At 41.0% G+C, this 24,840-nt stretch carries 21 protein-coding genes; 19 read left to right on the top strand and 2 right to left on the bottom strand.

The features are described 5' to 3' along the window. Positions 1-16: 16 nt before the first annotated feature. Genes cdd through ACFO3G_RS09895 form a run of 3 tightly spaced genes read left to right on the top strand, consistent with a single transcriptional unit; the run spans position 17 to position 2,479 of the window. Positions 17-496, top strand: coding sequence for a cytidine deaminase (gene cdd, locus ACFO3G_RS09905; protein WP_380080447.1), 480 nt, complete (start codon positions 17-19; stop codon positions 494-496). 1 nt (position 497) lies between these two features. Beyond that, positions 498-1,325, top strand: a complete 828-nt coding sequence (locus ACFO3G_RS09900; protein WP_380080445.1) for a glycosyltransferase family 2 protein — start codon at positions 498-500, stop codon at positions 1,323-1,325. A gap of 14 nt (positions 1,326-1,339) precedes the next feature. Next, a complete protein-coding gene (locus tag ACFO3G_RS09895; protein ID WP_380080443.1) occupies positions 1,340-2,479 on the top strand; it encodes a glycosyltransferase family 4 protein in 1,140 nt (379 codons plus the stop codon). A 43-nt stretch (positions 2,480-2,522) separates the two neighbouring features. Here ACFO3G_RS09895 and ACFO3G_RS09890 read toward each other — a convergent pair whose 3' ends face one another. After that, entirely contained in the window at positions 2,523-3,467 is a 945-nt protein-coding gene (locus ACFO3G_RS09890) for a GNAT family N-acetyltransferase (RefSeq protein ID WP_380080441.1), read from the bottom strand. 266 nt (positions 3,468-3,733) lie between these two features. Here ACFO3G_RS09890 and rsmH point away from each other — a divergent pair, with 266 nt between their 5' ends. From rsmH to ACFO3G_RS09845, 9 genes are all read left to right on the top strand, one after another. Then, a complete protein-coding gene (rsmH, locus tag ACFO3G_RS09885) occupies positions 3,734-4,648 on the top strand; it encodes a 16S rRNA (cytosine(1402)-N(4))-methyltransferase RsmH (RefSeq protein ID WP_380080439.1) in 915 nt (304 codons plus the stop codon). Positions 4,649-4,667: 19 nt separating this feature from the next. Further along, on the top strand, positions 4,668-5,495 hold the full coding sequence (locus ACFO3G_RS09880) for an FtsL-like putative cell division protein (RefSeq protein WP_380080437.1): 828 nt from the start codon (positions 4,668-4,670) through the stop codon (positions 5,493-5,495). Between the two features lie 2 nt (positions 5,496-5,497). Next, a complete protein-coding gene (locus tag ACFO3G_RS09875) occupies positions 5,498-7,990 on the top strand; it encodes a penicillin-binding protein (RefSeq protein ID WP_380080434.1) in 2,493 nt (830 codons plus the stop codon). Beyond that, the gene (locus ACFO3G_RS09870) at positions 7,987-9,447 is read left to right on the top strand and encodes a UDP-N-acetylmuramoyl-L-alanyl-D-glutamate--2,6-diaminopimelate ligase (protein WP_380080432.1); all 1,461 of its coding nucleotides are present in this window, start codon (positions 7,987-7,989) and stop codon (positions 9,445-9,447) included. Before ACFO3G_RS09875 ends, ACFO3G_RS09870 begins: the two co-directional genes overlap by 4 nt. Positions 9,448-9,455: 8 nt before the next feature. Further along, the gene (gene mraY / locus ACFO3G_RS09865; protein ID WP_380080430.1) at positions 9,456-10,715 is read left to right on the top strand and encodes a phospho-N-acetylmuramoyl-pentapeptide-transferase; all 1,260 of its coding nucleotides are present in this window, start codon (positions 9,456-9,458) and stop codon (positions 10,713-10,715) included. Positions 10,716-10,736: 21 nt separating this feature from the next. Beyond that, complete coding sequence (gene murD, locus ACFO3G_RS09860) at positions 10,737-12,098, top strand: UDP-N-acetylmuramoyl-L-alanine--D-glutamate ligase (protein ID WP_380080427.1); 1,362 nt, start codon at positions 10,737-10,739, stop codon at positions 12,096-12,098. Between the two features lie 12 nt (positions 12,099-12,110). Next, a complete protein-coding gene (locus ACFO3G_RS09855; protein ID WP_380080425.1) occupies positions 12,111-13,451 on the top strand; it encodes an FtsW/RodA/SpoVE family cell cycle protein in 1,341 nt (446 codons plus the stop codon). Between the two features lie 214 nt (positions 13,452-13,665). After that, positions 13,666-14,772, top strand: a complete 1,107-nt coding sequence (murG, locus tag ACFO3G_RS09850; protein ID WP_380080422.1) for an undecaprenyldiphospho-muramoylpentapeptide beta-N-acetylglucosaminyltransferase — start codon at positions 13,666-13,668, stop codon at positions 14,770-14,772. 105 nt (positions 14,773-14,877) lie between these two features. Continuing rightward, positions 14,878-16,842, top strand: a complete 1,965-nt coding sequence (locus ACFO3G_RS09845) for a DNA topoisomerase 3 (RefSeq protein WP_380080420.1) — start codon at positions 14,878-14,880, stop codon at positions 16,840-16,842. Positions 16,843-17,311: 469 nt separating this feature from the next. On the opposite strand, the gene ACFO3G_RS09840 is transcribed toward ACFO3G_RS09845, so the two are convergent. Further along, complete coding sequence (locus ACFO3G_RS09840; protein WP_380080417.1) at positions 17,312-17,581, bottom strand: hypothetical protein; 270 nt, start codon at positions 17,579-17,581, stop codon at positions 17,312-17,314. 296 nt (positions 17,582-17,877) lie between these two features. Here ACFO3G_RS09840 and ACFO3G_RS09835 point away from each other — a divergent pair, with 296 nt between their 5' ends. From ACFO3G_RS09835 to nqrF, 7 genes are all read left to right on the top strand, one after another. After that, positions 17,878-18,564, top strand: coding sequence for an outer membrane beta-barrel protein (locus tag ACFO3G_RS09835; RefSeq protein ID WP_321741202.1), 687 nt, complete (start codon positions 17,878-17,880; stop codon positions 18,562-18,564). A gap of 225 nt (positions 18,565-18,789) precedes the next feature. Beyond that, a complete protein-coding gene (locus ACFO3G_RS09830) occupies positions 18,790-20,142 on the top strand; it encodes a Na(+)-translocating NADH-quinone reductase subunit A (protein WP_380080415.1) in 1,353 nt (450 codons plus the stop codon). 23 nt (positions 20,143-20,165) lie between these two features. Next, positions 20,166-21,386, top strand: a complete 1,221-nt coding sequence (locus ACFO3G_RS09825) for an NADH:ubiquinone reductase (Na(+)-transporting) subunit B (RefSeq protein WP_380080413.1) — start codon at positions 20,166-20,168, stop codon at positions 21,384-21,386. 9 nt (positions 21,387-21,395) lie between these two features. Then, the gene (nqrC, locus tag ACFO3G_RS09820; RefSeq protein WP_380080411.1) at positions 21,396-22,223 is read left to right on the top strand and encodes an NADH:ubiquinone reductase (Na(+)-transporting) subunit C; all 828 of its coding nucleotides are present in this window, start codon (positions 21,396-21,398) and stop codon (positions 22,221-22,223) included. A gap of 8 nt (positions 22,224-22,231) precedes the next feature. Further along, a complete protein-coding gene (locus tag ACFO3G_RS09815; protein WP_380080409.1) occupies positions 22,232-22,864 on the top strand; it encodes an NADH:ubiquinone reductase (Na(+)-transporting) subunit D in 633 nt (210 codons plus the stop codon). Positions 22,865-22,897: 33 nt separating this feature from the next. After that, positions 22,898-23,515 (top strand): NADH:ubiquinone reductase (Na(+)-transporting) subunit E, encoded by a 618-nt coding sequence (gene nqrE / locus ACFO3G_RS09810; protein ID WP_380080406.1) that lies wholly within the window; start codon positions 22,898-22,900, stop codon positions 23,513-23,515. 37 nt (positions 23,516-23,552) lie between these two features. After that, positions 23,553-24,791: an NADH:ubiquinone reductase (Na(+)-transporting) subunit F gene (gene nqrF, locus ACFO3G_RS09805; RefSeq protein WP_380080404.1), complete on the top strand. Its 1,239-nt coding sequence runs from the start codon at positions 23,553-23,555 to the stop codon at positions 24,789-24,791. Positions 24,792-24,840: the final 49 nt, after the last annotated feature.

Genomic DNA, 24,840 nt, shown 5'->3' with positions numbered 1-24,840 from the left:
ATAAATTCAGAGGAAAATGAATTGTCAAAAGAAAACGATTGAGATTCCTTACACTGTGATTGCTCGTAAAGAGATGTCAGAGGAATTGTTGAAGTTAGAGCAAAAAGCTATTGAGATGGCTCAACTGGCTTATGCCAAATATTCAAACTTCAGAGTAGGCGTTGCATTGCAATTGTCAAATGGAGAGGTTGTTTCGGCAAGTAATCAAGAAAATGCAGCTTATCCGTCCGGCCTTTGCGCAGAACGAACTGCTTTATTTTATGCCGGAGCAAAGTACCCTGATGCTAAGATATTGAAGCTGGTCTTGGTAGCATATTCTCCTAAAGAAAGAGTAGAGGTGATAAGCCCTTGTGGAGCATGTCGACAGGTGATGCTTGAGACGAGTGTAAGACAGAATCAACCCTATGAAGTTTATCTTTGTGGCGAGAAGAATACGATTGTTATTGAAGACAACCGGCTGATGCTCCCGTTTGGTTTTGATGGATCTGATTTGTAATATGGCAAAAAATAACTCTATTGTGGATTCGGCAGTACTTGTTTCTACATATAATTGGCCTGAGGTCTTAACATTGTCAGTAAGAAGTATATTCCAACAAACAATTCTTCCTCGTGAGATTGTTATTGCGGATGATGGTTCCAAAGACCCGACTCGTGAAGCTATCGAAAAATTAAAATTGGAGTGTCCGGATGGAGTTACCATCAAGCATGTATGGCATGAAGATCGTGGCTTCCGTGCTGCAGCTATCAGGAATAAAGCTTTGGCTCAGGTCGAATCTCCTTATCTGATACAAATTGATGGAGATTGTATTATGGAGAGGCATTTTATTCAAGATCACTTGGCCGTAGCCAGGGAGGGATATTTTATAGCAGGTAGTAGAGTCAACCTGCCTAAAGAATATTCTGAGGTTTTACTCTCAACAACGTCTTTTTCCACCAACTTAATCTCTGTGCCATTTAGTCATAAACTAAACTCTTTACGAGTACCACTTTTAAGGGACTTTTTGGCAAGTCGATATCATATCAATAATCTTTGGTGGGTGAGAGGTGCCAATATGTCTTTTTTTATGAAAGACATACGCATGGTAAATGGGTATAATGAATCGTTTGAAGGCTGGGGACACGAAGATAATGAGTTGTCCTTCAGATTATTAAATTCAGGTGTTCATAAACGTGCATTGAAGTTTGGCGGTGTTCTTTATCATGTCTGTCATGAAGAACGATCCAGAGCAAATGTTGAGCATTTAAGAAACTTGGCATATGAGGTGTACGTTAAGGGAATAAAGCGTACAGAAAACGGACTTGATAACTGTCAGACAAGACGCTAATCACTTTCTTTTTAATGGAATCACTACGAATAGGATTTGATGCCAAGAGATTGGTGGCTAATAATACAGGTCTTGGCAATTATAGCCGTTTTGTCCTGAGAGTTTTGCTTGAGTTTCACCCGGAGCATACTTATTATCTTTTTGCTCCTCATAGGGGAAATATGAATCTTTATGATGATATATCCTCTCATCCTTCAGTAAAGATGGTCTATCCGGAAGGAATGCTTAAAGGTAGTCTGTGGCGTACTTTTGGTATAGCAAAAGTGGCAAAGAAATTGAAATTGGATGTTTTTCATGGGTTGTCCAATGAACTTCCGGTAGGAATCTCTGATAGAGTCTTTAGGATTTTGACTATGCACGATCTAATATATGAACGCTTCCCAAAGGCATATAATCCTATTGACAGATTTCTTTATCACTTGAAGTATAAGAAATCTTGTACGAGATTTTCAGATTATATTATTTCGATTAGTCAAATGACTTACAACGACTTATTGAAATATTATCATTTGCCAAAAGAAAAGATAACGGTTGTATATCAAGGTTGTAGAAGTTTGTTTTATGAACCGATTGATTCGGATGCTATTGGACAAGTTTTGTCTAAACTTCATATTCGTCGTCCATACTTTTTGTCTGTTGGCACATTTGAGTGGCGTAAGAACTTTGGTATGACAATCAAAGCACTTCCTAATCTGCCCAATGAGTATCAATTGGTTATTGTTGGACGTGATACGGAATATAGTAAGTCTGTTATGAATGAAGCTAAGCAGTTAGGAGTTGCTGATCGTATAATCAGACCATCTAATCTTTCTGATGACGAACTGAAGGCTCTTTATGCCGGAGCTGAAGTTTTTATTTACCCGTCAAGATTTGAGGGATTCGGTATCCCTGTCATAGAATCTTTGGTGATGGGTGTGCCCGTTGTGGCAGCGAAGGGCTCTTGTCTTGAAGAAGCCGGGGGCAAAGGTGCCTTTTATGTTGATCCGGATAATGTTGATGAGCTTGCGGAGAAATTAAACTTGTTAGTCTCCAATTCAACTCTTAGATCTCAAATGATTGACTTCGGTAAACAACATGTCAAGCAGTTTGATGGAAGGGTTATAGCGGATCAAATCAATCAACTTTATCTGGATGGGGTACATGCAAAAAAGTAATAGTGTTTTATTATTCAGGAAGCTGCTTTGAACAACATAATATTCAAAACAGCTTCTTTGTTTCTTTATCGAGATGTTCTGTTGCGTAATTGAATGTAATTGACGGAATTTTTTCTCTGAATTTGTTTAAGAAAGTAATAAGCATCTCTTTATTGTTCTTTCCTACTTCTCTCAGCATCCATCCATTGGCTTTCTGAATCAAATGGTGAGGATAATCAAGTGATTCCTTCACTGCTTTGAGGGCCATCTCTGTTTTACCTTTTCTTATCTGACCTAATGTTGACACAATACCAATTCTTCTTATCCATAAGTCTTTAGATATAATATAGGATTCGATTTTTTCTTGTGCTTCATTATTTTCGAATGAGTAGTCTCCTACAATCCAAGGGGCAGATATGTCTACCAAGTCCCAATTATTAACTCCTTCTATTTGTTTAGTGTATATATTGAATAGTTCTTTTCTAACATCAGGAGTTTTTGTACTCCGCTTGTACATTTCGGTCATTGCAATCAGGGCAAGCATCCTTAAATCATGAGTCCTGCTTTTAAGAAGATCTTCGAGGAGGGGTTTTGAGAACGGACCCCATAGCTGTTCTTTTTGTCTTAAGTCCGGTATAGTGCAAGGTATAATCAAATCGCCCTCTCCGTATCCACCGGGTTGGATATTAAGAAGCTTCTCCAAAAATGCTGTCCTTTCTGTTGCCGGATTGAGCTTAAGTTCATGTTCCAAATCGCTTGCTTTGGCCAAGATATTGACGTTTTTCTCTTTTAGGAGCAAATGTGTGGCATAGCTGCAGGATGACAAAAGTTTGGCATTGTTCATCTGGGCATATTCTATTGCTTTTTCTATTAGTTGCCTCCCAATATTTCCTCCTCTATATACTGGAGTCACAACGGTATGAAGTATTTTTAGGATTTTGTTTCCAACTTGTGCCAATTCAATGTAACCACATATCATTTCATCCGGCCCATCAATGGTTAGTTTCACACTGACAGATTCAAATAATCGCGGGGAAGAATATCTTCTGATAAATAGCATGTAACAATTCTTGATTTGTTAAATTTAAACAAATGTAAGGGATGATTTTGATGAAACAAACAAGCTCTAAATTTGACAATGGAATTTAGTCAGTTGATAAGTTTTTTTTTGCTCTAAAAAATGGAGCATTTTTAAATTCTATTCTTTGTTTTTCTTTGATTAGCCAATCCAAAAAGGCTAACTTTACAGCCGAATATTATATAGTGTCCAGCAACATGCAAGATTTTGATTATCATAGCCCGGTTTTGTTGCATCAGTCAGTTGATTCACTCATAACCGATAGAGAAGGTATTTATATTGATGTGACTTTTGGAGGCGGAGGTCACAGTCGTTATATACTTTCTTGTCTTAGTGATGGTCATCTTCTTGGATTTGACCAAGATCCTGATGCAGAAGCCAATTGTCCGAAGGATCATAGGTTTACTTTTATTCCTTCTAATTTTAGATATCTTTATCAATTTTGCTCTTACTATGGTATTGTGGGTAAAGTTGATGGCATTTTGGCTGATTTGGGAGTTTCATCTCATCAGTTTGATACAGCTGAGAGAGGCTTCAGTTTTAGAGCTGATGAGCCAGCTCCGGATATGAGAATGAATAGTAGGGCAGGAATTTCTGCACAAATGGTTTTACAATCCTATTCTCTGGAGCAATTGACTTCGGTGTTTAGAAATTATGGAGAGTTAAACAATGCCTATCGTATAGCAATGAGAATTGTTAAAGCAAGAGAAAACGGAGAAACATTTGACTCAATTAAAAGTCTGATGGATATTGTAAAGCCGGAAGTAAAACCTCAAAAGGAAAAGAAAATTTACGCTTGTATTTTTCAGGCATTGCGTATTGAAGTCAATGATGAGCTGGGGGCATTAAGAGATATGTTGGAAGCTGCCAAGAGGGTTCTTCGTCCCGGAGGACGCTTATCAGTTATTACGTACCACTCTATTGAAGATCGAATTGTAAAGGACTTTTTTCGTCAGAAAGAAGAGATTGATCAAGTTCAGCAACTGATTTATGGAAATACAAGTTGCGCTTGGAATCTGATCAATAGAAAGCCAATTGTTCCACAAGAGAGTGAACTTGATTTTAATCCACGTTCGAGATCGGCAAAGCTCCGAATTGCAGAAAAGTTATAACTCTATTTTGCAATGATCAATGAATAATAATTACGACCCTAATTATAAAGAAGAAGACGAAACGGATGATGCAACATCTTTGTTAAGAAGTTTGCAAAATGGGCCGGAAGAGTTGCCGGAGGTTACGTCTAATGAGTGTGTGTCAGAAGAATCCTCTATTGTTGATTCTTCTGATCAGACAACTGTGTTTGAAAATGAGCCCGGCAGTTTTTACGAAGAGCCTTTGGATGATTTTGTAGAGAGTGGTTCGATTGAAAACATACAATCTGAAGAGGATCATAGATTTGTAGAATCATCTGAAGATTTAAACGATGACGATGTTGAGGAATTTGAGCAATCTCAATCAACATTTGATGAATCCGAAATTCAATGGGACGATGAGCAAACATCGGATCCGATTCCACAGGTTCTTTACGATGATATGGATGATGTGAATCATGATATTGAAGTAGAGGAAGAGGATGGAGAAAAACTCTCTGATGATAATATTGAAGATGAAGGCTCTGAGTATTCCAACAAGAAAGGGAATGGATTTTGGATACTTTTAGGAGATGGTTTGATTGCTGAAAGGGTTAAGAAGAATATAGGATTCTGGTTGTATGTTCTTTCCTTATTTCTTATACCAATCTGGAATGAATATCATGCCATAGATCAAAAGAGAAATCTATCTGTTAAAGAGAAAATTCTTGATGGAAAGCGAAAGCGTGCCTTGTTAATAAGGGCTGAGGTTACCAATGCAGAGCAGAGTACATATTTAGTAGAGTCGGTCAATGCTGATGGAAAACTTCTTCAAATTCCTGAAGAACCGCCCATTGTACTTTTTAAAAAGAAAGATAGTAAGAGGTAAATATGTCGTTTAAGTTTAAGCATAGGAAGTGGTATTTCGGTGCTCCTTTGTACCGTATTTTTGGGGCTTGTGCCTTTGCTTTTGTTCTATTCCTTGTTGCCAGATCCTTGTCAATAATGTATGTTGATGGAGAACAGTGGAGAAAGATTGCTTCTACTTATAATCGGGCAAGTACAAAGGTGATTTATCCGATTCGAGGAAATATATATGGGGCAGATGGTGAATTGCTTGCCATAGAATCTACAGTACAGAAACTGCGCATGGATTTTCAGTCGGATGTCATTAAAGACTTGCCTGAGGATAGTATACGAAGCATGCTTTATAAGCTTTCCGAACTCCTTTCTCGAGAATTGTCCACAGCTGAGAAACCGATTAAGGCTGCAGATCTTAGAAGAAATTGGCAAAAGGCAAGGAAGTCGAAATACAATCGAGGGGTGCTTTTGGTGAATATGAGTATCCCATACTCAAAATGGTTGAAGATAAAATCAGATAAGCTATTTACTGACAAACATTATATTCCTCTTCAGAAGTCATTGCCTGATGGCATAGAAAGTCGTCGTAAATATCCCTATGGGTCTTTGGGAAAAAGACTGATAGGATCTATTTACACCCCTGACCAAGCGGGAAGTGATTTGCCTCGTGGAAAGCAGGGTATCGAATTGAGTTGCGACTCATTACTCAGAGGTGAGAAAGGAGAGGCTAAGATATTTAAGTTTGGGAGCCGCTCGTTGACTTTTACGATCAAAGAACCTGTCAATGGTGCTGATGTGTATACCACTTTAGATATGGATAAGCAGTATCTTGTAGATTCAGAACTTCGGAAAATGACGATTGAAGCCGATCCTGATTTTTCGACGGCTATTCTTATGGAAGTGGCGACTGGTAAGATATTGGCGATATCCAATCTTCAGAGAGGGTCAGAGCCCGGTAAGTTTTACGAATCGAGAAACTTTGCCGTCTCCAGTTTGACAGAGCCGGGTTCAACTTTTAAGACAGTTTCTCTTCTTGCTGCTCTCAACTGTAGCAATATTTCACCCTATGATTCGGTTGATGTAGGAGAAGGAAGAATGCGTGTGGGTAATCAGGTCCTAAAAGACTGGAATGTAGCTCGAGGTATTCCAGGATTTGGTTTTATAGATTATGCCACGGCTATGTATAGGTCCAGTAATGTTGGTATAGCGAAACTTGTTTATCGTGCATTTTGGACTAACGGAAAAAATTACTCGGAAGCCGGTCGTGATTATGTAAAGGCTGTGCGAGAAACCGGGATCTGTGACCCAATGAATTTGATGATTCCGGGTGCGGCCTCTCATGCTATTGTAAGATACCCGGGGGATAAAAAACATCCGTGGGGCAATACTACTTTGGCATGGATGGCGCATGGATACGAAACGCAAGTACCGCCTATTTCTATGTTGGCTTTTTATAATGCGATTGCAAACGATGGTCGTTTTATGCGTCCTTATTTTGTGACACAGATAAAGAGAGGTGATGAGGTTATTGAGGACTTTGAACCTCAAGTTGTTCGTGAACAAATAGCCAAGAATCCACAAATTATTCAGTGGATAAAAGATATTCTTCGTGGAGTTGTCACAAATAAAAAGGGTACCGGGAAGGCAGCTCAGAGCAATATCGTAGAGATATGTGGTAAGACGGGTACGGCATTGTATTGGGATGGAGGTGCCAAGAAAACCCAAGCAACTTTCGTAGGCTTTTTCCCTTATGATCATCCCAAATATTCAATGTTAGTGATGACGAGAAATGCTCGTAATAGAGCTATGGGCAGTGCCGGTTTAGGTTGTGGTGGCGTCGTTAAGCGTGTGGCTGAATCGATTGTTTCCATCGACGGTCGTAGGCCGGTAGATTCACTGTATTTGAAGCCTTCAGTGTCTCTCCCATTTATTCAGGGTGGCAGAAAGGTCAATGTGGTTGATCTTGTCAAATATTGCAATGGTTCGGTAATCTTTGATAAGCAATCCCAAGCTGCAGAGTTTATTCGAGTTTCTCCAAGTAGTAATTATGAAACCAAAGCCGAATCAATTCTTTTCAACAGAGGTGTAGTGCCGGATGTGACTGGTTTTGCTGCTTCCGATGCTTTGTATCTAATGGGAAAATGTGGATTTAGATGCCAGATGTCGGGCTATGGTACAGTAGTCGAACAGAGTGTTCCGGTTGGAACAAAGCTGTCAATCAACTCGGTTGTAAAGCTTACACTTAGGCCGATGCACGAAAAGGCCAGATTCACTCAAGAGGAGCCCATGGTCCCTTCGCAACCTGTTTCGAATGAAAAGAACTCTCCATCCGAGACCAAGCCAAATTCGAATAAAAAGGCAGTTGCGATGGTTTCTACCTCCAATACACATTCATCCGGGAATAAAACTCAAAACAACTCTAAAGGTGCTAAGAGTACTTCGGATTTTACAGATAAGAAAAAGAATAACAACCTCTCTCCGACTAAGAGGGGAAATAAAAAAGATAAAACAAAAAAGAAATGACAGTTGCAGAATTATTGAAAGGAATTCAAGTTGTTTCTACCGTAGGTAATACAAATATTGAGGTTGGCAATTTTACTTCCGATTCCAGAACGGTCTCGGATGGAGATACCTTTATTGCAGTCAAAGGCGTGCATGTTGATGGTCATGCATATATTGACAAGGCAATATCTCAAGGAGCCAAATGTGTCATATTGGAGCAAATGCCCAACGAGCTTGTCCAAGGAGTGACTTATATACAATTGTCAAATACGCTTGCTTCAGTTGGACTTTTGGCTTCGGCCTTGCATGGTGATCCATCCAAGACGATGAAGGTGGTCGGTGTAACCGGTACCAATGGTAAAACGACTATAGCAACATTGCTTTATAAGGTATTCAAAGAGTCCGGACATAAGGTGGGGCTTTTGAGTACAGTCTGTAATTATATAGATGATGAGGTCATTCCTGCCACACATACTACTCCGGATCCTATTGAATTGCAGGCTCTTCTTTATAAAATGAAACAGGCTGGTTGTGAGTATGTGTTTATGGAGGTTAGCTCGCATGCTGCTGATCAATGTCGTATTGCCGGTATTGATTTTGATGGTGCTGTATTTACAAATCTCACTCGTGATCATTTAGATTATCATAAGACTGTTGATAATTATATTGCGGCTAAAAAGAAATTCTTTGATTCTCTCAAATCGGAGGCTTTTGCATTGGTCAATGACGATGACAAGAAGGGCAGGGTCATGTTGCAAAATTGCAAAGCAAGTCATTACTTCTATGCCCTTAAGAATCCTGCTGACTTTAAGGGAAAAGTTTTGGAATTGCATCCGGACTCTACAGAAATTGAAGTTAATGGTTTGGAGTTGTCTCTTCAATTGGTTGGAGGTTTTAATGTATACAACGCATTGGCTGTCTTTGGAGCAGCTACTCTTCTTGGTATGCCCAAGGAAGAGGCAGCGCGAGTTTTAAGTATGATGAGACCGGTTGATGGAAGGTTTCAGGTAATCCATTCTGCCCGGAAGGCTTATACAGCAGTGGTAGATTATGCTCATACGCCGGATGCCTTGGTAAATGTTCTGACGACTATCAACAATCTATGCAAGGGCTCAGGCCGGGTGATCTGTGTTGTTGGTGCCGGTGGTGACAGAGATGCCGGTAAGCGACCTATCATGGCCAAAGAGGCAGTGGCTAAGTCTGACATACTTATTCTTACTTCTGACAATCCCCGCAGTGAAGATCCCAATGAGATTATCCGTCAGATGAAGGAGGGGCTTACTGAAGATGATATGTCTAAGACTTTGTGCATAACAGATCGAAAAGAGGCTATTCGTACAGCTTGTATGATGGCTCAAAAGGGAGACTTTATTCTTGTTGCAGGCAAAGGTCATGAGACTTATCAAGAGGTGAAGGGAGTTAAGAATCACTTTGACGACAGAGAAGTGATAAAGGATTTTATGAAAGTTGAAAAATAAAAGTATCTATGTTGTACCATTTGTTTGATTGGTTGGAAAATTTTGATGTGCCGGGCGCTCGTTTGGCTCAATATGTCTCTTTTAGGGCTGCTTTGTCTTTGATATTTGCTTTGCTCATATCTACTGTTTTTGGTAATAAGATTATACGCAAGCTACAGCAATTGCAGATCGGAGAGACTATTAGAGAGCTTGGGCTTGAAGGGCAATTCCAAAAAAGAGGCACTCCAACAATGGGTGGAATCATCATCATTATATCTATCCTCATACCTGCACTTCTTTTTGCAAGGCTGGACAATGTATATATATGGCTTATGATTGGTACAACGTTGTTTCTTGGAGCGCTTGGCTTTTTAGATGACTATATCAAAGTCTTTAAGAAAAATAAGGCCGGGCTTCCCGGTAAGTACAAGGTATTTGCTCAGGTTGCTTTAGGTCTTGTAATGGGTTTGGTCCTTTATCTCAGTCCTGCAGTTGTAATCAAAGAGAATATTGAGGTAAGACATAAGGGAACCATAGAAAATGTTCATTTCTCCGAGTCTGAAACAAAGTCCACCAAAACAACTATTCCTTTCGTAAAAAACAACAATTTTGATTATGCAGAGGTTATTCCTCTAAAAGGTGAAGCCAAGACAATAGGTGGTTGGATTGTATTCGTATTGATGACCATCTTTATTGTGACAATGACCTCTAATTGTGTCAATCTGACAGATGGTTTGGATGGTCTTGCTTCGGGATCCAGTGCCATTGTCGGAGTGGTATTGGGTATCTTTGCCTATGTATCCTCACATATAGGGATGGCATCGTATCTCAATATTATGTTTATTCCGGGAGCCGAAGAGCTGACAGTTTTTGCTATGGCCTTTGTTGGGGCTACTTTGGGATTTTTATGGAATAATGCTTATCCGGCTCAGGTCTTTATGGGAGATACAGGTAGTCTTACATTGGGGGGAATCATTGCAGTTTTTGCCATCATAATCCGCAAAGAATTGTTGCTTCCTATCCTTTGTGGCGTTTTTATAGCAGAAGGGCTGTCTGTGATTATTCAAGTATTCTATTTCAAATATACCAAGCATAGGTACGGAACAGGTAAAAGGATATTTAAGATGACTCCTTTGCATCATCATTTTCAAAAGCCGGGAAATGCAGGAATAGATGCAAAGTTGCAACATCCATTGGCTCCTATACCTGAGTCAAAGATTACTATTCGCTTTTGGTTGATTGGCCTATTGTTGGCAGTCATTACCATTGCTACGTTGAAAATGAGATGATAACAAATAAATATATTCGGTATGAGTGATATAAAACAATTCGATATTGTTGTGCTTGGAGCCGGTGAAAGCGGCGTGGGAGCAGCAATATTGGCAAATAAATATGGGTTATCCGTTTTTGTTTCAGATTACGGGAAAATCTCTCCTCGTCATCAAGAGGAGCTTGCAAGATATAATATTCCTTATGAAGAAGGACATCATTCGTTAGATATTATTTGCAATTCAAAAGAGATTGTCAAGAGTCCGGGTGTGGCAGAAGAGACCCCGGTAATGAAAGCGGTTAGAAGTGCGGGTATAAATGTTATTTCTGAGATCGAATTGGCCTCCAGATATACAGACGCCTATATGATTGGTATTACCGGTAGTAATGGTAAGACGACAACAACTATGTGGCTTCATCATACCCTTAGAGAAGCAGGCCTTGATGTCGGATTGGCCGGAAATGTTGGTTTTAGCCTGGCTCGTCAGGTTGCCTATGAGCCTCATCAGTATTATGTGATTGAGCTAAGCAGTTTCCAATTGGATGATATGTATAAATTTAGAGCGAATATTGCTATTCTTTTGAATATCACCCCGGACCACCTGGATCGTTATAATCATAGCTTTGATTTGTATGCTCAGGCGAAGATGCGCATTATGCAGAATATGACTTCTGATGATACCTTTATCTATTGGGCTGATGATCCCTATATCAGTAGAAAGGTTGCCGAAAAGAATCCTAACGTGAAAATCAAACCGTTCTCTATATCAAGGTTGGATAGTAAGGTTTCGGCAATGCTCAATGAAAAGGATGAACTCGAAATAGAGGAAGATGGAGAGTCCGTTTTTACAATCAAGCGTTCTGATTTGGCCCTTCCCGGAGCTCACAATTTGCAAAACGCAATGGCTGTAGCATTGGCCGCCAAAACTGTTGCCATCTCCAACGAAGTGTTGTACAAATCCCTTCATGTATTTAGAAATGTTCCTCACAGACTTGAGTTTGTAAGGGAGTTGAGAGGTGTACGCTATATCAATGATTCTAAGGCTACCAATATTCAGTCTACGGTGGCTGCTCTTGAGAGTATGACGACTCCAATTATTTTGATCTTAGGTGGTACAGATAAGGGTAATGATTATTCTATTATTGAGAAGGATGTCGTAAAGAAGGCCAAAGGATTGGTGTTCTTGGGTGTAGATAATAAGAAGCTCCATGCCGCTTTCGATGGTAAGGTCCCACAGATTGCTGATGCTTTATCTATGCCGGAAGCCGTTCGATTAGCTACCAACATGGCAGAAGAGGGGATGACTGTATTACTATCTCCATGTTGTGCAAGTTTTGACCTATTCAATAATTACGAAGATCGCGGAGACCAATTTAGATCTTGTGCATTGGCTATAAGTTAATAAGTCTATTATATGTCTTCATTCAAACTAAGCAATTTTTTTGCCGGAGATAAATTTCTATGGTCGTTATATGGCATTTTTGCTACTATATCGATTGTAGAGGTCTTTAGTGCCAGCAGCTCGTTGGGGTTTCACTCCGGCCTTTATAAGCCTATCCTTGGGCATATCTTCATTATTATCATGTCTGTTATATTGATGATCTTTGAAGTTAGAGCTTTAAGTAAGCGTAATATGAGGCTTATATTGGCGTTGGTCTATTTGATAGGAACGGTGCTCCTACTTCTTTTGCCGTTCATTGGAGTGTCTATCAACGATGCCAATAGATGGATGAGGATAGGGGGTATCAATATACAACCATCTGAGATCATAAAGATTGGGATGATTTCGGTAGGTGCGGGACTTATGTGCCGTATGAATAAAAATGCCCCTTGCGATTCCAATTCGACCGATCCTCAAGAGATTCTTAAGCAGAAGGAGTTTGATGATGAGCGCAGGAAACTGACCTATTATTATTTCTTGCTCATGTTTATCCCTATATTCCTGATCTTATTTCAGAACTTTTCTACTGCATTTATGTTGGGGGGCTTTACATTTTGTTTTGCTCTGATTGGTAATGCACATCAAAAAGTTGTAGGCAAGATTTTTTTGATTACAGTCATTGTAGGATTGATAGCAGGTATTGCTTTGATGTCATTGCCCGAAAAATCTTTAGAGGGTTTTGGTCGAGCTACGGTGTGGCGATCCCGTATCGAGAGTAAGTTGCAGCGATTTACAGACAAGGAAGCTGCCGATTCAGCCAAGTTTGTTATCAATGATGATAATCTTCAGGAGAAACATGCCTTCATTGCGATAGCCTCCGGTGTTGGCTTGGGGGTTGGTGCCGGCCATAGCAAGGAGCGCTTTATTTTGCCTCAGGCATATGCAGACTATATATATTCCATTATTATTGAAGAGTGGGGTATCCCGGGTTTGTTACTTATACCATTTTTGTATTTGGTATTTTATTTCAGAATAGATTATCTGGCTCGACAAACTAACTTTGCATACTTCAAGAATGTGCTATTTGGAGTAGGATTTTTGTTTGTGTCACAGGCTCTTGTCAATATGACAGTAGCTACGGGAATATTAGTAACCGGGCAGACTTTACCACTGATCAGCAGGGGTGGTAGTTCGTATGTGATGACAAGTCTTTCGTTTGGTGTAGCTATTGCTGTATCCTATATCGTAGAAAAGAAAAAAAGGATGGACAATCAGTCTGCCGACTCTTCGTCTGCTGATCAAAAAGAGAATTTAATTTTGGGGCAGGCACCATTGGAAGGTGAAGAGAAATTGATCAAAGAAGATGATTGCTAATTCTTCACTTGTGAATAATCGCCCTATCTTTGCACTCGCAGAGTTTTTGATGAAGATATAAATTTGAGAAGGGGTATTTCCCCAAAAAGCTGTATCCCATTTTTTGTGGCGTTAGTAAATCATAAGGTTGTTGTCGTGCATCTTACCTTTACTTTGTATCATTGGAATGTACTGAGATTTCAACAACCTAAAACATAAGACTTAACTAAATAATATGAAACGAGTGATCATAAGTGGTGGTGGTACGGGAGGACATATCTTCCCTGCGATTGCCATAGCTGATACGATCAAAAGAAAGTATCCCGATGTACAGATTTTGTTTGTTGGGGCAGAGGGAAGAATGGAAATGGACCGAGTGCCGAGAGCCGGTTACGAGATTGTAGGTTTGCCTATTAAGGGCCTTAACCGCAAAAATCCCCTTAAAAATATCCCGGTTGCAGTCAATTTGGTTAAGAGTCTTATCCTGGCTAAGCGGACAATCAAGCGATTCAATCCGGATATTGCCATTGGTGTCGGAGGTTATGCCAGTGCTCCGGTTTTGAAGGAGGCACAGAAGGCCGGCATTCCTACTCTTATCCAAGAGCAAAACAGCTATCCCGGGGTTACCAATAAGTTGTTGGCAAAGCATGTCAATAAGATTTGTGTGGCTTATCCCGATATGGAGCAGTTTTTCCCGAAAGAGAAAATTATCTTGACCGGTAACCCTATCCGCAAAGATTTAGAGCATATGAATGTGACCAAAGAGGAGGCTATCTATCACTTTAGGTTGCCGAGCCAGTCTGATAAGATTTTGCTTGTATTGGGCGGTAGCTTGGGTGCTCGCACAATCAATGAGTCTGTAAAGTCTCATTTGATAGATTTGGCTGAGGCAGGAGTGACACTTATTTGGCAGACCGGTAAGTCTTATATAGATGAAGCGAGGGATGCTATAGACCGTGTGCCACAATTACATTGTCATGTGACAGATTTTATTGAGCGCATGGATTATGCTTATGTAGCTGCCGACTTGGTAATCTCTCGTGCAGGAGCACTCTCTATTTCTGAGATTTGCCTTCTTCGTAAACCGGCTATTTTGGTGCCTTCTCCCAATGTTGCAGAAGACCATCAAACCAAGAATGCCAAGGCTTTGTCTATGCGTGGAGCAGCTGACCTTATCACAGATGCAGAGGCCAATGAGAAACTTATCCCTGAAGCGATAGAAGCTCTGGATAGGCCTAAGCAACTCGAAGATATGGGTAATGCGGCAGGCAAGTTGGCCACTCCGAATGCAGCGGAGCATATTGTTCGTCAGGTCGAAATCGTCTTGGGCTTGAATAGTTGATCATCTCAGTGGTATTGTAGCGGAATATTGAAAGAAGATGCCTTCTTTCAGTTTCCGCTTTTTTGTGCTTTGTAGATTCTGTACATTTTTTAGCTTAATCATAATATGAAAGTTTGTATTGCCGAGAAGCCTGCTGTTGCAAGAGAGATTGCATCTTGCCTTGGAGCAACGACTAAGCGCGATGGTTATATTGAAGGGAATGGGTATCAGGTAACCTGGACTTATGGACACCTTTGTACACTCAAAGAACCGGATGATTATAATCCGGTTTGGAAAAGATGGGCCCTCAACAACCTTCCTATGATCCCGCAACGTTTCGGTATCAAACCTATTCCACAAGACATCTATATCAAGCAACTCAATATCATTAAGTCTTTGATTGATCAAGCTGAAGAGGTTATTAATTGCGGTGATGCCGGGCAGGAGGGAGAGCTTATTCAAAGATGGGTCTTGCAGTATGTCGGTTGTAAATGCCCGGTTAAGAGATTGTGGATCTCTTCGCTTACAGCAGAAGCCATCAAAGAGGGTTTTGAAGACTTGAAGCCTTCTTCTCATTATGAAACGCTTTATGAAGCAGGTTTGGCAAGAGCTATTGGAGATTGGATGCTTGGAATGAATGCCACTCGGCTTTATACATTGAGATATGGCGCTCCCAAGCAAATACTATCGGTTGGGAGGGTGCAGACTCCAACTCTTGCACTCCTTGTACAAAGAAGATTGGAGATCGAAAATTTTGTTCCTCAACCTTACTGGGAACTCAAGACTACATATAGGGAGGTCGTTTTTAATGCCTCAAAAGGTCGCTTTGAATCGGAAGATGAGGCAAGAAAAGCGGCTGAAAAAATAAAGGATAGTCTTTTTGAGATTACATCAGTAAAGGGGAAAAAAGGGAAAGAACTTCCACCATCGTTGTTTGACCTTACGTCTCTTCAAGTAGAGTGCAATAAGAAATATGGTCTTTCGGCAGAGGAAACACTCAAGACAATTCAAAGCCTTTATGAGAAAAAATTAACAACATATCCGCGTGTAGACACGACCTATTTGCCGGATGATATTTATCCGAAAGTACCGACTATCTTGCAAGGTCTTTTCTTGTATAAAGATTTTATCGAACCACTTTTTGCATCACCTCTTAGAAAAAGTAAAAAAGTATTTGACAATTCGAAAATAACGGATCACCATGCTATTATCCCTACCGGGCAACCGGGCAATTTAGTTGGTAATGAAGCTAAAGTATATGATTTGATTGCGAGGAGATTTATTGCTGCATTTTACCCGGACTGTCTGTTCAACACAACGACGGTAGAAGGAGAAGCTGCAAAAATACCTTTTAAGGCGACCGGAAAAACTATCCTTCAAGACGGTTGGAAAGTTCTTTTTCAAAAAGTTGCCAACAAGGAGGATGAAGAAGATAAGAAGGATGATGATGAGCGGACATTGCCTGATTTTAAGAAAGGGGAGAGTGGTCCTCATACGCCGGATTTGCAAAGTAAGTTTACTCAGCCTCCAAAGCAATATACTGAGGCTACTCTTCTTAGAACGATGGAGACTGCGGGTAAGCTGACGGATGATGAAGATTTGAGGCAGGCAATGAAAGAAAATGGTATTGGCAGACCATCTACCCGAGCAAATATTATAGAGACTCTGATGAATAGAACTTATGTAGAGCGCAAGGGTAAGAGTCTTATAGCAACTGATTTAGGAGTTAAGATGATTGAACTTATTCAGTCGGATTTATTAAAGAGTGTGGAGCTAACGGGACTTTGGGAAAGAAAACTCAGACTTATAGAAAAGAAAGAAGTAAAAGCTACAGACTTTATAGCTGAGCTTAAAAATATGGTTGTGGAGGTTGTTGCTCAAGTCCTTTATCCCCAGATGTTTGTGCCTAAACTTGCAGATGTATCGGGTGTGTTGTGTCCAAAATGCCACAAAGGGCACCTGCTTAGAGGAAACAAGGCTTTTGGTTGCTCTGAATGGAAAAATGGATGTGACTGGGTGTTGCCTTATAGTGCGTGTCCTGCCACGAGTTCGTTGCAGCAAATTGTGGAATTAGCCGAAAAATATAAATAAGAGTAAAGCTTTTTTTAGTGCTCTAAATACCTAATTGATCCTTTATTTGATAATTATTGTTAATATGATTGGCTGTTTTTATGCACTTGAAACAGCCTTTTTTGACCTTAAAAACGGATTCATTCTCTACAAGTCATTGTGTGGATAAGACGTTTTCGTACTATCTAAATGTTAATAGATGTATAAGCTGTTTTTTATGGACAAAATAGCGGCTTAAAAACCCCCTTTAGGCTGCTTTTTTTGGAAGGTCGCGCGACTTGCAATCCATTCTCGCGCTACCTTGAACCTATACTAGCGCGAGGTTGCACCTGAAGTAGCGCGACTTTGCATGTCAAGGTCGCGCGAGATCAGATCGAAAGTCGCGCGAGAATGGATTGCTTCCCGCGCGAGCTTATTTGTTAAAATAGCGCATAAAAAAGCCCGTTTCGTACTAATAAAACGGGCAAAGTGTGTATAAGGTCCGAGTTCTCTAACCTTGAATTATATGAAATCTGAAATGAATAAGTGTCGTTTGTCCTCCTTTTTGAACATTTGAGAGGATAGCGGTATTTAACAAATTAAGACATCTTTTGGAGAGCTTCACAGCCCATAGAAACAGACGAATTGTATGTTTACTTATGAAGATTGTCGAGATGGATATTTTCCGGGAGCCAATGGAATGCACTACAGCCTCTCGGAAGTGTAATCTGCCAAGCTGCACTAAGATCAAAAATATGGTCAGTAGTATGAGTATTTCCATGGTCATTTTGTATATCTATATTGCTAAGGTACTAATAATCATTTGTCTTAGCAATTTCTTTTTTGATTGTTAGGAGTTTTGGATACGGGTTATTTGTCCGAAATGTCTGCCCTTTTTCTTCATGGTCGATTTATCTATATGACAATAAATGCAAGAGTAGGCTTTACTTTTCTCTTTTCTTTAAAAAATCATTATTACCTTTGGGACGGTTCCGGTGGACTCATCGGTTGGGTGTGAGAAACTATTTACATTGTAGTGTGTTATTGATCATGTATTAATTCCAAAATTATATAATAATGAAAGTTCTTAAACGACTTGTGGGTATTTTTGTGTTCTTCACTTTGTTAGGAGTAGTAGCTATGGAGGCACAAAGACTAACACCGAGAATTGATGCGTCCATTGGCTTCAGTAATGGTGATTATAAGGTGAAACATTTAAGGGATTTTAGTGGTAAAACCATTATGGGGTATCGTCTCTCGGCCACATTGGATGTGCCTCTTGTATCGGTACTTTATCTAAATTCCGGTTTGGTGTTTCATTCCAAAGGATCTAAGGCTGATGTTGCTGTCTCTTCCGATATGAAAATGTCGCCGATTAAGACAAAGATCCATTATCTGGAGATCCCGGTCCAGTTAGGGGTGCGTTTCAATCTTCCTTTTAGACTGTTCTGTCAAGTGCAAGCTGGTCCATATTTCTCCTATGCCATGTCAGGAACGGCAGAGGTCAAAGATCTTGGAGTCAAAAACTCTTACGACCTTTTTAAGCACCATGCGGGAGAGTTTTTTAAAGTGAAAGGAAAGCGTTTTGATACAGGTATTGGTGTCAGCGCAATATTAGGAAGAGGTAGATTGTATGCATTGCTTGGTGCTGATTTTGGCCTTGTCAATACAATTGATGATGCTGTGGACAAATTTAATTCGGACAATTTTGATATGACGATGAAGAATGCATCTTTTCATTTTGGTATCGGTTGTCGTTTCTAAGCGGGAATACAGATTTTACGAAATGACACTTTGTAGATAATGTTGTGACAGTTTGCATATTGTAAGGTCTTCATTTGACGAAAATGGGTCCTCTTTGGCAGTGTTTGTACAACATTGATAACAAGATATATCCGTATGGCTGTGCTTTTATATTTGGTCGGTCGTAAATGACGTACTAAATGAGTACATTTGCAGTTTGAAACATGTATTTACTATAGACATAATATGGCAAAGGTTATGAGAATTAAGAAAGGCCTCTCGCTCAATTTGAAGGGTAAAGCCCCGCAAGAGTGCCTGTCTCCTCTCTCTCAAAGCTCTACTTATGCAGTCGTCCCCGATGATTTTCCGGGATTGACGATGCCTAAGATTATGGTGCGTCCGGGGGACCAGGTTAAGGCCGGTACCCCTCTTATGCATTATAAGGGTTGTGAGGAATTGGTATTTACTTCTCCTGTCAGTGGAGAGGTGACAGCTGTCAACCGTGGTGCGAAAAGAAAGGTCCTCAGTATTGAGGTGAAGCCCGACGGCAAGCAGGATTATGAGGAGTTTCAGATTGGAAAAGATCTGAAAGCAGAAGAATTGAAGCAGATATTGCTCAAATCCGGTATGTGGACGCTCTTGCGTCAACGTCCGTTTGATCGTTTGGCTAATCCTGCGATTGAGCCAAGGGACATCTTCGTAACAGCAAATTTTACAGCTCCGCTTGCAGCTGAGTTTGACTACCTTGTACAAGGTAGGGAAGATGATCTTCAGGTAGGTTTGACGGCATTGTCCAAACTGACTAAGGGACAGGTCTATTTCGGAATCAAGTCCGGATCTAAGATTAGTGTGAAGGATGTGGTTACTGTAGAGATTGAGGGCCCTCACCCGGCTGGTCTTTGCGGTACTATGATCAATAAACTTGCACCTATCAACAAAGGCGAGACTGTTTGGACTCTTAAGGCTACTGATGTCTTGGTGATGGGTAGATTCCTTCGCACCGGCAAAGTCGATTATACCAGAAAGATTGCCGTGACGGGTAGCGATGCTGCTCAACATGGCTATGTCGATATTATGCCGGGACAAAAGATTGAAGAGGCTTTTGGCGGAAAACTTTGCGTCAAAGCAGACCATGAGAGAGTGATTGCCGGTGATGTACTTACCGGTCGTCGTGTGTCGTCGGAGTCTCCATTCTTCCCTCAAGGTTGTGATCAGATTACGGTTATTCCGGAAGGGGATGATGTGGATGAATTTTTCGGTTGGGCCACACCCGGTTTTGGCAAATTTAGTATGAGTCGTACATTCTTCTCATGGATGTGTGGGAAGAAGAAAGAATATGTAATGGATGCTCGTATCAAAGGTGGTGAGCGTGCCATTATCATGAGCAACGAGTATGACAAGGTTTTCCCATTGGATATTTTCCCGGAGTATCTTATCAAAGCCATCATTGCGTTTGATATTCCTCGTATGGAAGCTTTGGGTATCTATGAAGTGGCTCCGGAAGACTTTGCTCTTTGCGAATTTGTCGATACTTCGAAAATAGAACTCCAGCATTTGGTCCGCGAAGGATTGGATCATTTGTATAAAGAAATTAATTGATCATCTCTCAAAAGATTACAATTGTGAAAGGTTTAAGAAAAAAACTCAATGAGATAAAGCCCAACTTCGAAGAGGGGGGTAAGTTCTCAGCGTTCCGTTCGGTCTTTGAGGGATTAGAAACATTCCTATACGTTCCGAACACAACATCTAAAACCGGTGTCCATGTGCATGATGCCATTGACTCTAAGAGAACCATGACCGTGGTTATTTTGGCTCTTATGCCGGCACTGCTTTTTGGTATGTATAATGTAGGATACCAACACTACTTGGCTATCGGTGAGTCAGCAGGTTTCTGGGCTCTTTTTGGCTTTGGATTCTTGGCTGTGCTTCCTAAGATAGTCGTATCTTATGTAGTGGGACTTGGTATCGAGTTTGTTGCGGCACAAAAGAAGCGCGAAGAGATCCAGGAGGGTTTCCTCGTTACCGGTATGTTAATTCCGATGATTGTGCCTGTCGACACACCCCTTTGGATGATTGCGGTGGCTACAGCCATGGCAGTTATCTTTGCCAAAGAGGTATTTGGTGGTACCGGTTATAATATCGTTAATGTTGCATTGGTGACACGTGCCATTCTTTTCTTCGCTTATCCGAGCAAGATGAGTGGCGATAGTGTTTTTGTTCGTACAGCAGATACTTTTGGTATGGGCTCCGGACAGGCCGTTGATGCTTTTTCGGGTGCTACTCCCTTGGGTCAGATTGCAGTATCTCACGATGTGGCAACACCTATAGCAGATCAGCTTCACAACATCGTTGGCCAACCTCTTACCATGCTCCAAGAGTTTATTGGTCTTATCCCGGGTTCTATCGGAGAGACTTCTAAACTTTGCATCTTGATTGGTGCCGTTATTTTGATTTGGACAGGTATTGCAAGTTGGAAGATTATGGTATCAGGTGTAGTCGGTGCAAGTGTAATGGCATGGATTTTCAATGCTGTTGGAAGTACAGCATCCATGATGGTAAGCCCACTACAGCATATCTTGTTGGGTGGCTTCCTATTCGGTTTGGTATTTATGGCTACAGACCCTGTTACATCAGCTCGTACAGAGACCGGTAAGTGGATTTACGGATTCTTGGTCGGTGTGATGGCGGTGTTTATCAGAGTATTGAACCCCGGTTATCCGGAAGGTATGATGCTTGCTATCCTATTTATGAATGTGTTTGCTCCATTGATTGACTACTTTGTTGTTGATGCCAATATCAAACGTCGTCTTAAGAGAGCTCAACAGAGTGCTAATGCCAAATAATATAGTCGTATGAATAGAGAAAGTAATTCCTATACAGTTATATATGCCATCATTATGGTGGTGTTGGTTGCTGTTGGTTTGGCTTTTACAGCACAAGTACTTAAGAGCCGTCAGGACAAAAATGTCCAAATAGATAAGATGCAACAGATCCTTGGTTCTGTCGGAACTCACGAAAAGGATATGGCTAAGGTAGAAGGTCTTTATAAATCAATCATCAAACAAGAGTTGCTTGTAATGCCTGACGGCAGTATTAAGGAAACTTTTGAGGGTGATAAGATTGCAGATAATGAAGCCTTCGAAATGAATACAGCAAACCAATTCAAAGAGGTAGCTTCCGGCAAGGATCTTCCACTTCCTGTTTATGTGGCAGAGGTGGATGGTCAGAAAAAGTATATCTTCCCGATGAATGGTGCCGGACTATGGGGCCCGATCTGGGGATATATAGCCGTTGATGCAGACGGAGACACCGTCTTTGGTACCAACTTCAGTCACCAGGGAGAAACTCCGGGCTTGGGTGCTGAGATCGCTACCGCTAAGTTTGAGAATCAGTTTAAGAATAAGAAGCTCTTTGTTAACGGCCAGTTTGAAAGTGTGGCAGTTGTTAAGGCGGGAAGACAGCCTTCCATCCCCGGACAATCTTATGTTGATGGAATCTCGGGTGGTACATTGACTTCTAACGGAGTCAACAATATGCTTCTGAGTTCACTTAAACCCTATGTGAAGTTTTTGGATAGTCTCAAAGCTTCAGTTAGCTCTGACGTAAAAGCAGAAGAGCCTGCTGTAGCAGAAGCTGCTCAAGATATGACACAACAGGATTCAACCACAATTGATAAATAATTATAGCTATGGCTTTTTGGAATAAAAAGAATAAAGAAATTCTGCTTGGCCCGCTCAGCAAAAACAACCCGGTTGTTGTTCAGATGTTGGGTATTTGTTCAGCCCTTGCTGTCACAGCCAAGCTGGAACCGGCAATAGTAATGGCCATCTCTGTAACAGTTGTGGTGGCTTTTGCCAATGTGATTATATCACTCCTTCGCAAGACAATCCCTTCACGTATTCGTATCATTGTGCAACTTGTGGTAGTGGCAGCTTTGGTTACGATCGTCAGTGAATTTCTTCAGGCTTTCGCTTATGATGTAAATAAGCAGCTCAGTGTCTTTGTAGGGTTGATTATTACGAACTGTATTTTGATGGGTCGTCTTGAGGCATTTGCTCTTGGCAATGGCCCGTGGGAATCTTTCCTTGACGGTATTGGTAATGGTGCCGGATATGGATTGATTTTGATTATTATAGGTTTCTTCCGTGAGTTGCTTGGATCTGGTACTTTACTTGGTTTCAAGGTGATCCCCGATGCATTCTACGATATGGGATATATGAACAATGGTTTGATGGTGATGCCTCCTATGGCTTTGCTGCTTGCCGCTTGTGTTGTATGGGTACATCGTTCACGCAACAAAGATTTGCAGGAAGAGAATTAATTCACTGTTGTTTAATTAAGACAATCAAATAGTATGGAATATATAAGCTTATTCGTCCGCTCCATTTTTGTGGACAATATGATCTTCGCCTTCTATCTTGGTATGTGCTCTTTCTTGGCCGTATCAAAGAGTGTGAAGACTTCTATCGGATTGGGAGCAGCAGTGACGTTTGTCTTGGTCTGCACTTTGCCGATTAACTATATGCTCGAAAACTATGTCCTTAAGAGTGGTGCTTTGTCTTCATGGCTTGGCGAATCATTTAAGGATGTGGATTTGAGCTTCCTTTCTCTTATCATCTTTATTGCGGTGATTGCTTCATTTACACAGCTTGTAGAGATGGTGGTAGAGCGTTTTAGCCCATCTTTGTACAATTCACTTGGTATCTTCTTACCTCTTATTGCTGTGAACTGTGCAATCTTGGGAGGATCACTTTTTATGCAACAGCGTGAATTCCCCAATGTAGGTATGGCCACTGTATACGGTCTTGGATCGGGTCTTGGTTGGATGCTTGCTATTGTGGGTATGGCAGCTGTACGTGAGAAGCTTCAGTATTCGAATATCCCTAAGCCTCTTCGTGGTTTGGGTATTGCGTTTATCATTACCGGACTGATGGGTATTGCATTCCTCAGTTTTAGTGGTGTGAAGCTATGATCTTGATGTCTAACTCTAAGTATGCTGTCAATTCATTATGATGCAGATAATTTTAACCAGCGTGGTAGTCTTTGTGGTGATTACTTTGATTTTGGTAATTGCCCTTTTGGTAGCCAAGAGCAAGCTGGTGCCTTCGGGTAACGTTAAGCTCACAATCAATGGCGAAAAAGAGGTTGAAGTGCCTATCGGTGGTACTCTTCTCAATACGCTCCAAAGTAACAATATCTTCCTATCTTCAGCATGTGGTGGTAGTGGTAGCTGTGGTCAGTGCCGTTGCCAGGTAACCCAGGGTGGAGGAGAAATTCTTCCTACTGAGATGCCACATTTCTCTTACAAGGAACAACATAACCATTGGCGTCTCTCTTGTCAGACCAAGGTAAAGGAAGATATGTCAATCATTATCCCCGAAAGTGTCTTCGGTGTGAAGTCTTGGGAATGTGAGGTGGTAAGCAACCGCAATGTCTCAACCTTTATTAAGGAGTTTGTAGTGAAGCTTCCGGAAGGTGAAGTGCTAAACTTCCAATCAGGTAGCTATGCTCAGATTACTATTCCCAAGTACTCTATGAAGTATTCGGATATTCAAGTTGAGGATAAGTTCAAAGGTGACTGGGATAAGTTTAAGATGTGGGACCTTGTCGCTACAAACGATGAGGAGACCGTTCGTGCTTACTCAATGGCCAACTACCCGGCGGAGGGTAATATCATTACTTTGAACGTCCGTATTGCTACTCCTCCTATGGATAGAAATACTCATACATGGATGGCCGGAGTAAAACCGGGTATCTCTTCTTCTTATATCTTCTCCCTCAAACCGGGCGACAAGGTACAGATGAGTGGACCTTACGGTGAATTCCATATCCAAGATACAGATGCCGAAATGCTCTATATCGGTGGTGGTGCAGGTATGGCACCGCTTCGTGCGCAGATTCTTCACCTCTTTAAGACCCTTAAGACAGGTCGTAAGGTATCTTACTGGTATGGTGCTCGTAGTAAGAAAGAGATTTTCTATGAAGAAGACTTTAGAGAAATCGAGAAGGAATTCCCGAACTTTAGCTTCCATATAGCTCTTTCTGATCCACAACCGGAGGATAATTGGACAGGTTATACAGGCTTCATCCACCAGGTGATTTATGACAATTACCTCAAAGATCATGAAGCTCCGGAAGATATAGAATATTACATGTGTGGTCCGGGTCCGATGGCAAATGCCGTGAAGGTAATGCTTGACAACCTTGGGGTAGCGCGTGAACAGCTATTCTTCGACGACTTCGGTTGATGTCGTTATAGTAGATACAAAAGTTAAAGGGAATGCATCCAACGCGAAT

Origin of the sequence: Falsiporphyromonas endometrii (assembly GCF_042654485.1) — a bacterium.
Taxonomy (GTDB): domain Bacteria; phylum Bacteroidota; class Bacteroidia; order Bacteroidales; family Porphyromonadaceae; genus Porphyromonas; species Porphyromonas endometrii.
This window is presented reverse-complemented; position numbering and strand designations above follow the sequence as displayed.

What these genes read in the sequence shown, in the direction of transcription:
- cdd (WP_380080447.1), top strand. Translation starts at nt 17, where the DNA reads ATGAATTGTCAAAAGAAAACGATTGAGATTCCTTACACTGTGATTGCT.
- ACFO3G_RS09900 (WP_380080445.1), top strand. Translation starts at nt 498, where the DNA reads ATGGCAAAAAATAACTCTATTGTGGATTCGGCAGTACTTGTTTCTACA.
- ACFO3G_RS09895 (WP_380080443.1), top strand. Translation starts at nt 1,340, where the DNA reads ATGGAATCACTACGAATAGGATTTGATGCCAAGAGATTGGTGGCTAAT.
- rsmH (WP_380080439.1), top strand. Translation starts at nt 3,734, where the DNA reads ATGCAAGATTTTGATTATCATAGCCCGGTTTTGTTGCATCAGTCAGTT.
- ACFO3G_RS09880 (WP_380080437.1), top strand. Translation starts at nt 4,668, where the DNA reads ATGAATAATAATTACGACCCTAATTATAAAGAAGAAGACGAAACGGAT.
- ACFO3G_RS09875 (WP_380080434.1), top strand. Translation starts at nt 5,498, where the DNA reads ATGTCGTTTAAGTTTAAGCATAGGAAGTGGTATTTCGGTGCTCCTTTG.
- ACFO3G_RS09870 (WP_380080432.1), top strand. Translation starts at nt 7,987, where the DNA reads ATGACAGTTGCAGAATTATTGAAAGGAATTCAAGTTGTTTCTACCGTA.
- mraY (WP_380080430.1), top strand. Translation starts at nt 9,456, where the DNA reads ATGTTGTACCATTTGTTTGATTGGTTGGAAAATTTTGATGTGCCGGGC.
- murD (WP_380080427.1), top strand. Translation starts at nt 10,737, where the DNA reads ATGAGTGATATAAAACAATTCGATATTGTTGTGCTTGGAGCCGGTGAA.
- ACFO3G_RS09855 (WP_380080425.1), top strand. Translation starts at nt 12,111, where the DNA reads ATGTCTTCATTCAAACTAAGCAATTTTTTTGCCGGAGATAAATTTCTA.
- murG (WP_380080422.1), top strand. Translation starts at nt 13,666, where the DNA reads ATGAAACGAGTGATCATAAGTGGTGGTGGTACGGGAGGACATATCTTC.
- ACFO3G_RS09845 (WP_380080420.1), top strand. Translation starts at nt 14,878, where the DNA reads ATGAAAGTTTGTATTGCCGAGAAGCCTGCTGTTGCAAGAGAGATTGCA.
- ACFO3G_RS09840 (WP_380080417.1), bottom strand. Translation starts at nt 17,581, where the DNA reads ATGGAAATACTCATACTACTGACCATATTTTTGATCTTAGTGCAGCTT.
- ACFO3G_RS09835 (WP_321741202.1), top strand. Translation starts at nt 17,878, where the DNA reads ATGAAAGTTCTTAAACGACTTGTGGGTATTTTTGTGTTCTTCACTTTG.
- ACFO3G_RS09830 (WP_380080415.1), top strand. Translation starts at nt 18,790, where the DNA reads ATGGCAAAGGTTATGAGAATTAAGAAAGGCCTCTCGCTCAATTTGAAG.
- nqrC (WP_380080411.1), top strand. Translation starts at nt 21,396, where the DNA reads ATGAATAGAGAAAGTAATTCCTATACAGTTATATATGCCATCATTATG.
- ACFO3G_RS09815 (WP_380080409.1), top strand. Translation starts at nt 22,232, where the DNA reads ATGGCTTTTTGGAATAAAAAGAATAAAGAAATTCTGCTTGGCCCGCTC.
- nqrE (WP_380080406.1), top strand. Translation starts at nt 22,898, where the DNA reads ATGGAATATATAAGCTTATTCGTCCGCTCCATTTTTGTGGACAATATG.
- nqrF (WP_380080404.1), top strand. Translation starts at nt 23,553, where the DNA reads ATGATGCAGATAATTTTAACCAGCGTGGTAGTCTTTGTGGTGATTACT.